Raw genomic sequence first — 13,744 nt, 5'->3', positions numbered from 1 at the left:
AACGACGAACTTGCGCGGACCGACCGCGCCGTTCCGGTGTTTCTCCGTCACTCCATCGACGGAATATCGCATGTTATCAGCGCAAAAGGACTTAGCCCGACCGGATCTCCTGGCGAACGCCATTCGCGCGCTGTCAATGGATGCGGTCGAGAACGCCAAGTCCGGCCATCCAGGCATGCCGATGGGCATGGCCGAGATCGCGGTCGCGCTCTGGCACCGGCACCTTCGTCACAATCCATCCAATCCGGCCTGGACCGACCGCGACCGCGTTGTGCTCAGCAACGGCCACGGCTCGATGCTGCTCTACAGCGTGCTTCATCTCACAGGCTATGATGTCTCGATCGCCGATCTCCGGCAGTTTAGGCAGCTTGGCAGCAGGACGCCGGGCCATCCCGAATTCGGCTATACGCCGGGAGTTGAGGTTACGACCGGGCCGCTTGGGCAAGGCCTCGCAAATGCTGTCGGCATGGCGATTGCCGAAAAGACGCTGGCCGCCAAATTCAACCGATCCGGACACGACATTGTCGACCACCACACCTTTGTCCTGGCAGGCGACGGCTGCCTGATGGAAGGCATTTCGCATGAGGCGTGCTCGCTTGCCGGAACGCTCGGTCTGGGCAAGCTGATCGTGCTTTTCGACGACAACGGCATTTCCATCGACGGCCATGTCGAGAGCTGGTTTTCGGACGATACGCCGAAGCGGTTCGAGGCCTATGGCTGGCAGGTCATTGCTGATGTGGACGGGCACGATATTGCGGCAGTCGACCAGGCGATTTCCGCGGCAAAAGCGCATGCAACCCGCCCGACGCTGATCTGCTGCAAGACCACGATTGGCAAGGGAGCGCCGACGAAGGCGGGCAGTCACGATTGCCATGGATCTCCGCTGGGCGCCGACGAAGTCGGCGGGGCTCGGCTTGCTCTCGACTGGCCGCATGCGCCCTTTGACGTCCCAAGAGAGATTGGCGACGCGTGGAACGCCTCGGTCAGAGGGGCTATGTCTGAGGCCGACTGGCGCCGCCGCTTCGAGACATACCGCGAGGTCTACCCCAATGAAGCGGCGGAGTTCGAGCGGCGAGCCAAATGCGATCTTCCCACGGCCTTCGCCGCCAAGGCGGATGCGTTCGTTGCGCAAACCGTCGAAAAAGCCGAAACGCTGGCCACACGCAAGGCAAGCCAGAATGCCATTCAGGCCTTTTCCGGCTTCCTTCCCGAGCTGATCGGCGGTTCGGCAGATCTCGCCAGTTCGAACCTCACCCTTTGGAAGGGGGCCGAGCCGATCACCTCCGTCTCGGGCGGCAACTACATTTACTACGGCGTTCGCGAGTTCGGAATGGCCGCGATCATGAACGGCCTGATGGCCCATGGCGGGTTGCGTCCATTCGGCGGCACGTTCCTGATGTTTTCGGAATATGCGCGCAACGCCCTGCGGATGGCAGCGCTGATGAAGCTCGGCGCCATCTATGTCTTTACCCACGATTCCATCGCGCTCGGTCAGGACGGTCCGACGCATCAGCCCATCGAGCAGTTGGCTACGCTCCGGCTGATGCCCAACATGGACGTCTGGCGACCATGCGACACCGTTGAGACGGCGGTTGCCTGGCAGGTTGCGCTGGAGCAGGTGGCGACGCCGACTAGTTTTGCGCTTAGCCGGCAGAACCTGCCGTTTCAGCCGCGCGACCAAGCCCAGGTTCAAGCGGTGCGCAGGGGCGGGTATGTGCTGCGCCGGGAAGATGGCCGGCTGGATGCCGTCGTCATCGCGACCGGATCCGAAGTACAGCTCGCTGTCGCCGCCCAGGAGCGACTCGCGAAGCAAGCGGTTCAGGTTCGCGTGGTGTCGATGCCGTCCACCAGTGCTTTCGACCGGCAGGATGACGACTATAGGGCCGAGGTGCTGCCACGGGGCGTGCCCCGCATCTCCGTCGAAGCCGGCGTCACCGACTATTGGCGCAAGTATGTCGGCCTCGAAGGCGAATGCGTCGGCATCGACACGTTTGGCGAATCGGCCCCGGCCGAGATCCTCTACGAGCATTTTCACCTGACCATAGACGCCGTCGAAAAGGCGGTCCGCAGGGCGCTCGAGAAACATCGCCGCGCTGCGTCGCCGGAGTTGGGAAGGCAGCAGGCGAGATGACCGCTACCTATGTCATCGGACTGGATTACGGCACCGGATCAGCCCGCGGCGTCCTGATCGACGCCGCAACCGGCGAGCAGATCGGCAGCCACACGCATGCCTATCGCCATGACGTCATGACGCAAAGCCTTCGTGACGGCACGCCCTTGCCACGCTCATGGGCGTTGCAGAACGCCGCCGACTATCTCGATGCTGCGGAAGAAATCCTTGGTGTGCTGGGGCGCGGACGGATCATCGAGTCGATCGGGCTCGGCTTCTCGGCAAGCTCGCCGATGCCGACCACCACCGACGGAACAGCCCTTTCCGAACTTCACCCTGGCGAGCCTCATGCCTATGTCAAACTGTGGAAACATCGCGCCGCACAGCCCTACGCAGACGCGATCAACCGTCGGGGCGGATCCTTCCTGCGCAATTTCGGCGGCAAGCTTTCCGGGGAATGGCTGCTTCCCAAGGCCGCCCAGATCGCGGACGAGGCACCGCACATCTGGAGCGCCGCCGGCAGGTTCATCGAGTCCGGCGATTGGCTTGTCTGGCAGTTGACCGGCCGCGAAATGCGCAGTCTGGGTTTTGCAGCCTACAAGGCCCAGTATTCCGAGACCGAAGGCTATCCGCAGGGGATCGTGCCCGGTCTTTCCGAAAGATTGTCGGTGCCGCGCCGTATCGGCACTCCGGCTGGAGGCTTGTCTGAGGCATGGCGGACGCGCACGGGGATCACTGGCCGCGCGATCGTCGCAGTGGCGGTCATCGATTCACACGTCGTGCTGCCCGCGGTCGGGGCCGTGTCGTCCGGCTGTCTCGTCGGTGCGCTCGGAACGTCTGCGGTCTATCTCTTTTTGAACGAACAGTTCCGTCCTTTGCCCCCCGGCATCGAAGGTGTGGCCAAGGATGGATCGGTTCGCGATCTCTGGTGCTACGAGGCCGGGCAGGCTGGGTTTGGCGACATGCTCGCCTGGTTCGTGAAGGCCTTTCCGCGTGGCGCGGACGAGGCTGAAAGTTTCCGTGTCTACAACCGTGAGGCAGCCGGGCTCGAACCCGGCGCCAACCATCTCGTGGCGCTTGACTGGTGGAACGGCAACCGGGTGCCGCTCGCGGATTCAGACCTCAGCGGCCTGCTTCTCGGTCTCACCACCGAAACCACGGGCGTCGGCATCTACCGCGCACTGATCGAGTCGCTGTGTTTTGGCGCTCGCACGGTGGTCGACCTCTTCGAGGCCGGCGATTTTGGCATCAACCGCATCATCCTGACGAGCGGGCTGGCCCAGAACAATCCATTGCTGGTGCAGATCATGGCCGACGTGCTGGGGCGCGTCGTGGAGGTTCCAACCATTGCCCATGCGACGGCCGTCGGCGCGGCGGTTCATGGCGCGGTCGCGGCCGAACTGGTGAGCGGCTTCGCCGAGGGCACGGCCCGGTTCGGCGCGCGCACCTTCACCCCCTATCACCCACGCCGCGAAAGCGCGGCCGCCTACCGGTCTCTCTACAAAAATTATCGGCAGCTCAGCGACAGCCGGACCGTACGCAACGCCATGCATGATCTGAACAGGGCGGCGTCGCTCGACCGGCCGGAGAAAGAAACGAAATCGGTGGCCTGAGCAAGGCGATTGCCAACCCCGTCGATCTCTTTTGCGGAACCGCCATCCTTCGACGTGCAGGGCACGCATGAGGCGCGGCTCGCATCTATAATTATGTATAAAAACATACATAATTATAGATATAATGTTTGACTCTATGCAAAACATATGCGTAACTCGGTGAGCCTTTGAGGAGAAAGGTTCAACAACTCGGGAGGAGTTCATGTTCACTTTGCCTATGTCGACCGGCACCAAATCCGGAACCATCGTGAAATCAGCCGTTGCGGGCCTGGTGTTCTTCGGGACCGCCTTTGCAGTGACCGGCCATGCCTTGGCCGATGAAGTCATTGTCGGCCTCGTCACCAAGACGGAGGTCAACCCGTTCTTTGTGAAAATGCGTCAGGCCGCCGAAGCGGAGGCCAAGGCCAAGGGCGCCAAGCTGATCGCCCGTGCTGGCAAGTTCGACGGCGACAATGAGGGCCAGGTCACTGCGATCGAGGATCTGATCAGCGCCGGCGCCAAAGGCATACTGGTGACGCCGAACAATTCGACCGGCATGCTGGGTATCATCAAGAAGGCGCGCGATGCGGGGGTGCTCGTGATTGCGCTCGATACGGCGACCGATCCGGCCGAAGCGGTCGACGCCACCTTTGCCACGGATAATTTCGAGGCCGGCGTGCAGCAGGGCGCCTATGCCCGCAAGGCGCTCGGCGACAAGAAGCCGGTGCTGGCGATGCTCGATGGAACGCCCGGCGGCACGGTCGATACGTTCCGGCACAATGGATATCTGAAGGGCTTCGGGCTTGCCGAAGGTGATCCGGCCATTGCCGGCTCGGCTATCACCAATGGCGCGCAGGACAAGGGCCAGGTCGGCATGGAAAACCTGCTCTCCAAGAACAGCGAGATCAATGCGGTCTACACCATCAACGAGCCAGCCGCCGCCGGCGGCTACGCGGCGTTGAAATCCTTCGGCAAGGAAGCCGATGTCATGCTGACCTCGATTGACGGCGGCTGCGCCGGTGTCCGCGACGTCAAGGCCGGCAAGATCGCCGCGACGGTCATGCAGTTCCCCTACAAGATGGCGGCCATGGGTGTCGACGCGGTCGTCGATTATGCCGCCAGCGGCAAGAAGCCGAGCGGCTTCGTCAATACGGGTTCTTTCCTGATCACCGACAAGCCGATTGAAGGGATCGACTCCAAGGATACCGAATGGGGCCTCAAGAACTGCTGGGGCGACTGAATTTTGAATTCTCCCGGCGGGACCATGCCGGACAGGCCGTCGGCAAGACGGTATATCTGTATCGGCATGGTCCCGTTCGTTTCCGGCCCGACCCTTGAGGCTGGGAACGCGGCGACTGTTCCAGAGGGCACTTATGAATTCGCCATCGGCACTCTCTTTCGGCAGGACGTCCAGCATTGCCAAGAAGGTCATAGGCACGCCATCGGTGGGCCCATTGCTGGTACTGCTCGCTTTCGGCGTGATCTTTTCGCTGACCAATCCGCGGTTTCTCGCCACTCAAAACCTGTCGATCATTCTCCAGCAGACGGTGATCATCGGTACCTTGGCCATTGGCCAGACCTTGATCATCCTGACCGCCGGCATCGACCTCGCGGTGGGGGCAATATGCGTACTGGGCACCATCCTTGCCGGAAAACTGGCCAACAGCGGCTATGATCCGATCGCGGCCATGACCTTGGCCGTTCTCGCCTGCTCGGCGGCCGGTGTCGCGGCGGGGGGCCTCATCAGCGGCCTGCGCCTGCCACCTTTCATCGTCACCCTCGGTATATTGGGCATCATCACCGCCGCGCTCAGGCTGATTTCGGCGGGCGGGGCTTTTGCGGTCACCGACGAATTTCTCGGCTGGACGGGAAACACCATCCGCCTGAACGGTTTCATCGTGACCTACGGCGTCATCATCATGCTCCTCCTCTATGGAATGGTCTGGTTCCTTCTCAACCAGACGCAATGGGGACGGCATGTCTATGCGGTCGGCAACAATCCGGAAGCCGCCCGGCTTGTCGGTATACCTGTTGGCCGGCTCCTCCTGTCGGTCTACGTCCTAGCGGCGTTCATTTACGGGATCGCGGCCTGGCTGGCGCTCGGCCGAATCCCCAATGCCGACCCCAATGCCTTGCAGACCGCCAATCTCGATTCCATCACCGCCGTCGTCATTGGCGGCACCAGCCTGTTCGGCGGCCGGGGCGGATTGATCGGCACCCTAATAGGCGCGCTGATCGTCGGCGTCCTGCGCAACGGGCTGACGCTCGCCGGCATTGATCCGCTCTGGCAGGATCTGATCACAGGCATTCTCGTGATCGTGGCGGTCGCGCTCGATCAACTGACCAGGGGGAGGCGGTGATGACGCCTGTCGAGCCGAGAGCGCCAGTGGTGACCACCCCGGGTGGCGTCATCCTCGAAGCCCGCAACGTAGTCAAACGCTACGGCCACGTCACCGCTCTCGACGGTGTCGATTTCGAACTGCGCGCCGGCGAAATCCTGGCGGTGGTCGGTGACAACGGCGCTGGAAAGAGTTCGCTGATCAAGGCGCTGACTGGCGCGATCGTCCCCGACAGCGGCGACATTCTGCTGGACGGCCAACCCGTCCACTTCAAGGGTCCGCTGGAAGCACGCAAGCTCGGCATCGAGACGGTCTACCAGGATCTCGCCGTTGCGGCCGCGCTCGACATCGCCAGCAACCTGTTTCTCGGCCGGGAACGCCGCCGCCCCGGCTTCCTCGGCAATGTGCTGCGCATGCTCGACAAGAAGGCTATGCGCGCGGAGGCGGAGCGCAGCATGGCGGACCTGAAATTCCACCTGCCGTCGATCGGCAGCGCGGTCGAATCGTTGTCAGGCGGCCAGCGTCAGGGCGTCGCGGTCGCCAGAGCGGCATTGTTCGCCAAGAAGCTCGCGATCATGGATGAGCCGACGGCAGCACTCGGCGTGCGCGAAACTGGCCAGGTTCTCGACCTGATCCGGGCGATCCGCCAGCGCGGATTGCCGGTGGTCCTGATCAGCCACAACATGCCGAACGTCTTCGAAATCGCCGACCGCATCCACATCATGCGCCTGGGCAAACGTGCGGCCGTGGTCAGTCCGAAAACCCACACCATGGGCGATGTCGTCGCCATCATGACCGGCGCGGCGAAGTTCGAAAAACCGGCAGCATCAGCTTTTCGCTAATGCAATGTCGCCCAAAAGTGAGCTCGGTCTTGGGAGAACGACATGCATAAAACAAAGACCTAAAGCGGGTCGCCTGAATCCGTTCTGGACGAAGGATGTGAGGCTGATCAGGAACTCGCGAAAGCCGGTCTCCGGCGCAATGCGTTCGAGCGCGGAAAGGCTGTCGATGGCAAGCCGATCCGGTTTGAATTCCTCGACCAATTGACGGATCATCAGCAGATGGTCGGGAAGGCTTTGCGCCTCCGGATAGAGACAGACGACCTTGAGCCCGCCTTCCGCTTCCATCGTCTCGAAATCGACACCCCAACTGCGCGCGTTGCGAATGAGCTGACCGCGGCTTTCTTCGTAGCCAACCAGTAAGGAGCGTTCGCCGGCCGCGACGCCACCGACCAGGAAATTGGTCACCAGCAGCGTCTTGCCGGTGCCGGTCGCGCCGCTGACCAGCGTAACGCTGTCGCGGAAGAAGCCCCCGCTCGTCATCCTGTCAAGATCGGCATTGCCGCTCGTTACCCGGGCGAGGTAGAGGCGGCTTAAGGCCGGCCTCCTTAGCCTCGAGAGGCGTCAATCTTCTCGGACAGCCAGGTCTTGATAAGGGACTGATAGGGCACGTCGCGCTTGTTCGCCGCGACCTTGATCCGTTCGAGCAGGCTATTGGGCAGCCGCAACGAGATCGAGGTCGACGACGGCTTGAGGTTGGGCAGGCGGACCCGCTCTGCCTTGCTCCAATCGACATGCTCACTGGAGTCGTTGGACTCCCAGAAGGCGCGCTCCTCGGCCTCCGATGCAAAGGTCGGAACCGGCTTAGCTGTCTTGGTCATAGTAGCCTCGCTCCTTGCGGCTCATATCCCGGGCAGAAATCACCCGGATCTTGGTGTCCTTGTCCCGAAGCGTGGAGGTGATGTGCAGCAGCCTTCCATCATCGGTGCGCCCCAGAGCATGAATTCGTTGCTCGATGGCGCTGTGCTTTGCGTCGGGAACGGTCAGCAACGGCTCGTTGAAGAACACCTGTTCCGCCTCGGCCTGGCTGACGTCGTGCTTGTCGATGCTCTTGCGGGCATTGCCCGCATCCCAGTCGAAGCCGGCAATCCGTTCCCATTCGATCATCGATGTATATTGCTATAATATACGCGGATTTCAAGCTCCGTCAGGCGTGAGCGCTCCGCCCAGCAGATTTGGACAGCATAGGGAGAGGAAATGGAGGCAAGGAAAACCCCCTCGCTGATCGGCCAGACCGGTGGCGCTGACGCTCAACCGCCAGCCTCGCAATCCCGGCCGCGTCGTCCGGCGCAGGGCTGAAAGCCCCGCTTGTCCTGCCGGGCAGGGATGCTCACCAGGCAGTTGCACCGGCCCGCCCGCTCCGCGGGCAGGGGGATGTCTTCGGAAGGAGGACGAGAAAGGACCGGTGAAAGGCCGCGTCTGCAACCTCCAAGGAGCATTCCCATGGAACTGAAATTCGTTGATCCGCGCTCGCTCAAGGACAATCCCGACAAGGCGCGCCGTTCCAAGTCCAGCCCGCAGGCCCCCTGCTGCTGGCGACGATCAAGGCTGTTGGCATCGTGCAGCCGCCCGTCGGGTGCGCTCCGGTCGGGACAATCCCGAATACGACATCAGGCTTCTCATGGCTGATGGCAGCATTAAACACGTCAGAGTATTCGGCCGCGTGATAAAGCACGATACCGGTCGACTGGAATGCGTCGGCGCGGTTCAGGACGTGACACAAAGCCGGCTGTTGGCGCAGGCGCACGACAAACTTAGGTCGGAACTCGCCCACCTCACGAGGGTAATGAGCCTCGGCGCAATGACGGCCTCGATCGCGCATGAGGTCAATCAGCCGCTCTCAGGAATCATTACTAATGCCAGCACGTGCCTTCGCATGCTGGCGGCCGACCCGCCAAACATCGAGGTCGCGCAAGAAACCGCGCGCCGCACCATCCGCGACGGCAATCGTGCGGCGGACGTGATTGCACGATTGCGCGCGCTTTTCAGCAAACGGCCCCCAACGATCGAACCAATTGATCTGAACGAGGCTGCGCGAGAGGTGATTGCACTGTCGTCCGGCGATTTTCAACGAAACCGGGTGGCGCTGCACACCGAGTTCGCCGACGGGCTTCCGCCGGTCGGCGGTGGCCGGGTCCAGCTTCAACAGGTAATCATAAACCTGCTGCGGAACGCTTCCGATGCGATGAGCGGCGTCGATGACCGCCCGAGGCAGCTGGTGATCAGAACCGAATTGGACGAAGACGATCACGTGCACCTCTCCGTACAGGACGCCGGCGTTGGTTTCGGGCCGGAAGGAACGGCGCGCCTCTTCGAGGCGTTCTATACAAGCGAGGGCATGGGGATCGGGTTGTCCGTCAGCCGCACCATCATAGAGAGCCATAACGGACGCCTGTGGGCTGAACGGAACCGTGGCCCGGGTGCTACGTTCTCATTCTCCATCCCGGAGTACTTCGGGGAAGGGCTTCGCGAGGTCGGCACCATGCGCGCATCGGCTATGGGCAATGCGCAGAGTTCAGCGGGGATTCGATGAAAGTTGTGCAACCACTCGTGTCTGTCGTCGACGACGATGAATCCGTGCGCGAGTCCCTGCCAGACCTGCTTAGAGCGTTCGGTTTCAACGCGAAGTCGTTCTCCTCGGCGGAAGAGTTCTAACCTCCGACAATTCGGCAGATAGGCCTCGTTATGCCCGCGGGATCCTGGTCGGCGGGGTCATCGCCGCCGCCGTCGGCAACGATCTGGTGCTGGCGCATTCCCATGATCCGCTCGAGACGGCCTAACCTAAGTCCTGATCCTCACTGGCGGACCGGCGATCTATCTGCTCGGGAGCGCCAACTACATGAAGGCGGTCTATCGTGTGGTGCCGGCATCCCGATGGCGGGCGTTCCTGCCCTGCTGCTCCTGGCTGCCAGAGCTGGCGCACCCACGCCCGGCAGGCATCGAAGAAACGGTGTCCGGTCCTGTCGGGCGGACCTCATTCGGCAATCGTCGTCGGCAGTAGAGCCAAAGTGTGATCGCGGCCCAAACCGGTGCTCATGACCATGTTTACGCTTGGGACGTATGTGGCTGTTGTCTTTTGATATGGTATCGATAACATGCCTTGCGTGAAGTTGATTCCAACGGGTGGTTCATGAGCGATGCCGGACGCCGCAGAGAGCTTGTGCCCGAGTGTCCAGCGTTTTGCTTGGGCACATCGCTGCCGGCTGGTGGAGCGGCATGATGGCCAAGGCCGCCTCATCGAGACCGGGCGAGAGCCACGCCCCGACGATGGTCGACGTGGCGCGGCGGGCAGGTGTGTCCACCATGACGGTTTCACGCGCCCTGAAAGAGGGCAGCCTCGTTTCCAAGGCCACGCGGGAAAAGATCATGGTCGCGGTCAACGACCTCGGCTACGTGCTCGACCAATCGGCCGGCAGCCTGTCCTCGCGCAAGACTGGATTTGTTGCCGCGATGGTTCCATCACTCAACAATTCCAACTTCGCCGATACGGCGCGCGGCATAACGGATGAACTGGAGAGCACGGGACTCCAGCTTCTGCTCGGCTACACCGACTATACGGTCGAGAAGGAGGAAAAGCTGATCGAAGCGATGCTCCGTCGGCGGCCCGAAGGCATCATTCTGACCGGCGGCGCCCATACGGAGCGCGCCCGCCGGCTTCTTAAAAACGCGGGTATCCCTGTAGTCGAAACCTGGGAGTTGCCGGCGAAACCCATCGATCAGGTGGTCGGATTCTCCAACGAAGAGGCGATGGGGCTTCTCGTCAAGACGCTGGCCAGAAAAGGCTACAATAAATTCGGTTACATCGGTGGCACGACCTCGCGCGACACGCGCGGCAGCCAACGGCGCGAAGGCTTTGTCAGAGCCATTGAGGAACTCGGCCTGCCAACCGGGCGCCTCGTTTCCTTTGGCGTGCCGCCGATATCCATCGAGCAGGGAGGCCAGGCCGTCGTCAGCATGCTGGAGCGCTGGCCGGACACGCAAGCCGTACTCTGCGTTTCGGACCTTTCGGCCTTCGGCGCACTGATGGAATGCAAGCGCCGGGGCATGCGGATCCCGCAGGACATCGCCATTGCCGGCTTCGGCGACTACGAGGTAGCCGCCTTTTGCCATCCCGGCATCACCACCGTGAATGTCGACTGCTACGGCATCGGGCAACAGGCCGCCCGCAGATTGATCCAGGTGATCCGAGGCGACGAGAAACGACACGGCGAAGAAATCGTCCTCACAAGCTATCGCGTCGTCGAGCGCGAAAGCACCTGAGTTCCTGCATCGATTCAAACGCAGCGAAGGGCAGCCCAGCAGCGATGTTCGCGAGACCATCACCCTCACGCATGACGGTGCTTTGAAAGCCGTTGCAGCCGGAGCAGCGCGCGCCGTCACGATGGGCGTGCCGCAATGTCTCGTGGTCGTCGATGCGAGCGGCGAAGTCCTCGCCAGCCTGCGCATGGATGGCGCGCGGTTCCTCAGCATGCGTACGGCGGAGGCGAAGGCGTGCACCGCGGCGTCAATAAACGCCGCTACTGGCGGCATGGCGTTCGAAGCGGCGCTCTCAGCCGGTATCGCATCGCAGGGCGACGTGACCAATTTGCCCGAGGGCTTGCCGATCTGCTTCGGCAGACGCCTTGCGGGCGGCATCGGCGTCGGGTCGGGAACCGGCGAGCAGGATTTCGATGTGGCACACGCCGCCTTGGCGGCGGTTGGCGCCGACGTGATTTAATGCGATGTGCCGATGCGCCTCCAGCGCAACCGAAGGATCTTCAGAACGCGATCTGAACCTTCATGGATTTGTTTCGGTCACCGGCGATGTCGAAAGCCGCGACCGCCTCGTCGAGAGGATAGATGCCCGTCAGTAGCGGTTTGACATCCACCCGGCGGCGATTGATCAGGTCGACGGCGATCCCAAACTCCTCGTGGAAACGGAAAGTGCCCCGCATCTCGATCTCTTTCGCGACGATGAGGTTCTGCGGGATCGACAGATCGCCGCCGAGACCGAGCTGCACGAGCACGCCGCGCGGCTTCAGGACATCGAGCCCTGCACGCACCGCGCGTTCATTGCCGGAGGCCTCGAACATCACGTCGAAACTACCCTTGTCGACATTGTAGGCGGCGAGCTCTTCGCTGTTTGTCGCGACATTGATCGTCCGGTCGGCACCGATCTCCAGGGCCTTCGCCAGCACGCCCTCCATGACATCGGTGGCGACGATCTCGCGCGCGCCGTGGGCTCGTGCGGCGAGGATGCAAAGCGCGCCGATCGGCCCGCAGCCGGTGACCAGAACCCGCTTGCCGAGCAGCGAGCCGGCGCGGTTCATGGCATGCAGCGTCACCGCGAAGGGCTCGGCGAAAGCGGCTTCGTTGATGGAGATGTGGTCGGCTATTCTGTGGCACTGCCACGCCTCGGCGATCAGGCGCTGGCGGAAGGCGCCCTGGATGTGCGGCATCGGCATGGCGCTGCCATAGAAGCGCATGTCGAGGCACTGGTTCTGCATGCCTTGCAGGCAGTAGCGACAGGCATTGCAGGGCCGGCTGGGCGAGATCGCCACGCGATCGCCCACCGCAAGTGTGGAGATGCCGTCGCCGAGGGCCCGCACCGTGCCCGCAACCTCGTGGCCAAGAATCATGGGTTCACGAAGGCGGATCGCGCCGAAGCCGCCATGGTTGTAATAATGCAGGTCCGAGCCGCAGATGCCGCCAGCCTCGACCGCGATCTCGACCTGTCCGGCGCCAGGGGAGCCCGGATCGGTCTCCTCGATCCGCAGGTCTTTTGCCGCGTGGATGACGATCGACTTCATGATGTGATCCCTTCTCAGACGACCGGTGTGAGCAAGGTCTGTCCGCCGAAATGGGCCGCGAGATTATCGCGAACGAGCTGACCCATGGCCTTGCGGGTTTCCACCGTGCCGCTGGCGTGGTGCGGTTGCAGCACGACGCTGGTAAGCTTCAGGAAGCGCTCGTCGATGGTTGGCTCGTTCCAGAACACGTCGAGCCCGGCACCCTTGATGGCACTGGATTCCAGGGCCGCGAGCAACGCGGTCTCGTCGATCGTGCTGCCGCGCGAAATATTTATGACGATACCGTCTGCTCCAAGCGCTGCCAGGATCGACGCATTAATCATGTGTTTTGTGCTTTCGCCGCCGGCGAGCGTTACGATCAGAAATTCGCTGTCGCGCGCCAGTTCGACCAGATCGCCGACAAAAGCATAAGGAAGATCGTCGCGCTTGCGGTTGTCGAAATAGGAAATCGTGCAGTCGAATGCAGCGGCGCGCTTCGCCACCGCCGCACCGACGCGGCCCATGCCGACAATGCCCAGCCTTTTTCCACAGACACGCGTGACCAGCCCCATATTGCCCTTGCGCCAGCTTCCATCGCGTACATAGGCGTCGGCCTGCGGGATTTTTCGCGCCACGGCGAGCAGCAGCCCGATCCCGATATCGGCTACGTCCTCGGTTAGAACATCAGGTGTATTGGTGACACGAATGCCGTTCGCACTGGCATAGGCGAGGTCGATGGCGTCGGTGCCGACGCCATAGCAGGAAACGATTTCGAGCTGCGGCAGCTTTCTCATCAGCGCAGCACTTGCGCCAAGCTCGCCGCGCGTAGCGATGGCGCGGATCGCGCCGGAGTGGCTTGAGAGCAACGCGTCCTTGTCCTCGGACTGCCAAAGTTTGTGGACGCGATATTTCGCCTCAAGATCTCCCATGTCCCAATCGGGATAGGGACCTGTCATCAAAATGTCGGTCACGGCGTCGTCTCCTGTGCGAACTCATTTTTCCATTGACTATGTTATCGATAACATTCATGTCAATAGGGACTGGCGGCAGTGCGTTGGAAATCGTGGCCGCTCAGGAAACATTGCTCAGGAGGAGC

12 protein-coding genes and 2 pseudogenes are annotated in these 13,744 nt (G+C 62.2%); 9 read left to right on the top strand and 5 right to left on the bottom strand.

Annotation, left to right across the window (positions count from 1 at the left end; all coding sequences use genetic code 11):
- Positions 1–70: 70 nt before the first annotated feature.
- The 5 genes from tkt to NKH04_RS18185 all read left to right on the top strand — a co-directional run bounded on the left by tkt (position 71) and on the right by NKH04_RS18185 (position 6,883).
- The gene (gene tkt / locus NKH04_RS18205) at positions 71–2,131 is read left to right on the top strand and encodes a transketolase (protein ID WP_353044709.1); all 2,061 of its coding nucleotides are present in this window, start codon (positions 71–73) and stop codon (positions 2,129–2,131) included.
- Positions 2,128–3,723: an FGGY-family carbohydrate kinase gene (locus tag NKH04_RS18200; protein ID WP_353044708.1), complete on the top strand. Its 1,596-nt coding sequence runs from the start codon at positions 2,128–2,130 to the stop codon at positions 3,721–3,723. The genes tkt and NKH04_RS18200 overlap by 4 nt, the downstream gene beginning before the upstream one ends.
- 202 nt (positions 3,724–3,925) lie before the next feature.
- Complete coding sequence (locus NKH04_RS18195; RefSeq protein WP_353044707.1) at positions 3,926–4,942, top strand: substrate-binding domain-containing protein; 1,017 nt, start codon at positions 3,926–3,928, stop codon at positions 4,940–4,942.
- Between the two features lie 133 nt (positions 4,943–5,075).
- Positions 5,076–6,062 (top strand): ABC transporter permease, encoded by a 987-nt coding sequence (locus tag NKH04_RS18190; RefSeq protein ID WP_353044706.1) that lies wholly within the window; start codon positions 5,076–5,078, stop codon positions 6,060–6,062.
- Positions 6,062–6,883 (top strand): ATP-binding cassette domain-containing protein, encoded by an 822-nt coding sequence (locus tag NKH04_RS18185; protein WP_353044705.1) that lies wholly within the window; start codon positions 6,062–6,064, stop codon positions 6,881–6,883. The genes NKH04_RS18190 and NKH04_RS18185 overlap by 1 nt, the downstream gene beginning before the upstream one ends.
- Here NKH04_RS18185 and NKH04_RS18180 read toward each other — a convergent pair.
- The 3 genes and pseudogenes from NKH04_RS18180 to NKH04_RS18170 form a co-directional block, all read right to left on the bottom strand.
- Positions 6,869–7,375 (bottom strand): annotated as a pseudogene (locus NKH04_RS18180) (ATPase domain-containing protein); the annotation flags it as partial. The gene NKH04_RS18185 and the pseudogene NKH04_RS18180 overlap by 15 nt on opposite strands.
- A 53-nt stretch (positions 7,376–7,428) precedes the next feature.
- Positions 7,429–7,701, bottom strand: coding sequence for a BrnA antitoxin family protein (locus NKH04_RS18175; protein WP_352474883.1), 273 nt, complete (start codon positions 7,699–7,701; stop codon positions 7,429–7,431).
- Complete coding sequence (locus tag NKH04_RS18170; RefSeq protein ID WP_352502783.1) at positions 7,685–7,987, bottom strand: BrnT family toxin; 303 nt, start codon at positions 7,985–7,987, stop codon at positions 7,685–7,687. Before NKH04_RS18170 ends, NKH04_RS18175 begins: the two co-directional genes overlap by 17 nt.
- Positions 7,988–8,501: 514 nt before the next feature.
- Here NKH04_RS18170 and NKH04_RS18165 point away from each other — a divergent pair.
- The 4 genes and pseudogenes from NKH04_RS18165 to NKH04_RS18150 all read left to right on the top strand — a co-directional run bounded on the left by NKH04_RS18165 (position 8,502) and on the right by NKH04_RS18150 (position 11,597).
- Entirely contained in the window at positions 8,502–9,413 is a 912-nt protein-coding gene (locus NKH04_RS18165) for a sensor histidine kinase (protein ID WP_353044704.1), read from the top strand.
- Positions 9,410–9,532: pseudogene (locus NKH04_RS18160) on the top strand (DNA-binding response regulator); the annotation flags it as partial. The gene NKH04_RS18165 and the pseudogene NKH04_RS18160, both read left to right, overlap by 4 nt.
- A gap of 615 nt (positions 9,533–10,147) precedes the next feature.
- Positions 10,148–11,140, top strand: a complete 993-nt coding sequence (locus NKH04_RS18155; protein ID WP_352474894.1) for a LacI family DNA-binding transcriptional regulator — start codon at positions 10,148–10,150, stop codon at positions 11,138–11,140.
- Between the two features lie 82 nt (positions 11,141–11,222).
- Positions 11,223–11,597, top strand: coding sequence for a heme-binding protein (locus NKH04_RS18150; protein ID WP_502913412.1), 375 nt, complete (start codon positions 11,223–11,225; stop codon positions 11,595–11,597).
- Positions 11,598–11,637: 40 nt separating this feature from the next.
- Here NKH04_RS18150 and NKH04_RS18145 read toward each other — a convergent pair whose 3' ends face one another.
- Both NKH04_RS18145 and NKH04_RS18140 read right to left on the bottom strand, forming a co-directional pair.
- Entirely contained in the window at positions 11,638–12,669 is a 1,032-nt protein-coding gene (locus tag NKH04_RS18145) for an L-idonate 5-dehydrogenase (protein WP_353044703.1), read from the bottom strand.
- Positions 12,670–12,683: 14 nt separating this feature from the next.
- Positions 12,684–13,604, bottom strand: a complete 921-nt coding sequence (locus NKH04_RS18140) for a 2-hydroxyacid dehydrogenase (protein WP_353044745.1) — start codon at positions 13,602–13,604, stop codon at positions 12,684–12,686.
- Positions 13,605–13,744: the final 140 nt, after the last annotated feature.

Origin of the sequence: Mesorhizobium sp. M1365 (assembly GCF_040317865.1) — a bacterium.
Classification (GTDB): Bacteria; Pseudomonadota; Alphaproteobacteria; order Rhizobiales; family Rhizobiaceae; genus Mesorhizobium.
This window is presented reverse-complemented; position numbering and strand designations above follow the sequence as displayed.

What these genes read in the sequence shown, in the direction of transcription:
- tkt (WP_353044709.1), top strand. Translation starts at nt 71, where the DNA reads ATGTTATCAGCGCAAAAGGACTTAGCCCGACCGGATCTCCTGGCGAAC.
- NKH04_RS18200 (WP_353044708.1), top strand. Translation starts at nt 2,128, where the DNA reads ATGACCGCTACCTATGTCATCGGACTGGATTACGGCACCGGATCAGCC.
- NKH04_RS18195 (WP_353044707.1), top strand. Translation starts at nt 3,926, where the DNA reads ATGTTCACTTTGCCTATGTCGACCGGCACCAAATCCGGAACCATCGTG.
- NKH04_RS18190 (WP_353044706.1), top strand. Translation starts at nt 5,076, where the DNA reads ATGAATTCGCCATCGGCACTCTCTTTCGGCAGGACGTCCAGCATTGCC.
- NKH04_RS18185 (WP_353044705.1), top strand. Translation starts at nt 6,062, where the DNA reads ATGACGCCTGTCGAGCCGAGAGCGCCAGTGGTGACCACCCCGGGTGGC.
- NKH04_RS18175 (WP_352474883.1), bottom strand. Translation starts at nt 7,701, where the DNA reads ATGACCAAGACAGCTAAGCCGGTTCCGACCTTTGCATCGGAGGCCGAG.
- NKH04_RS18170 (WP_352502783.1), bottom strand. Translation starts at nt 7,987, where the DNA reads ATGATCGAATGGGAACGGATTGCCGGCTTCGACTGGGATGCGGGCAAT.
- NKH04_RS18165 (WP_353044704.1), top strand. Translation starts at nt 8,502, where the DNA reads ATGGCTGATGGCAGCATTAAACACGTCAGAGTATTCGGCCGCGTGATA.
- NKH04_RS18155 (WP_352474894.1), top strand. Translation starts at nt 10,148, where the DNA reads ATGGTCGACGTGGCGCGGCGGGCAGGTGTGTCCACCATGACGGTTTCA.
- NKH04_RS18145 (WP_353044703.1), bottom strand. Translation starts at nt 12,669, where the DNA reads ATGAAGTCGATCGTCATCCACGCGGCAAAAGACCTGCGGATCGAGGAG.
- NKH04_RS18140 (WP_353044745.1), bottom strand. Translation starts at nt 13,604, where the DNA reads ATGACAGGTCCCTATCCCGATTGGGACATGGGAGATCTTGAGGCGAAA.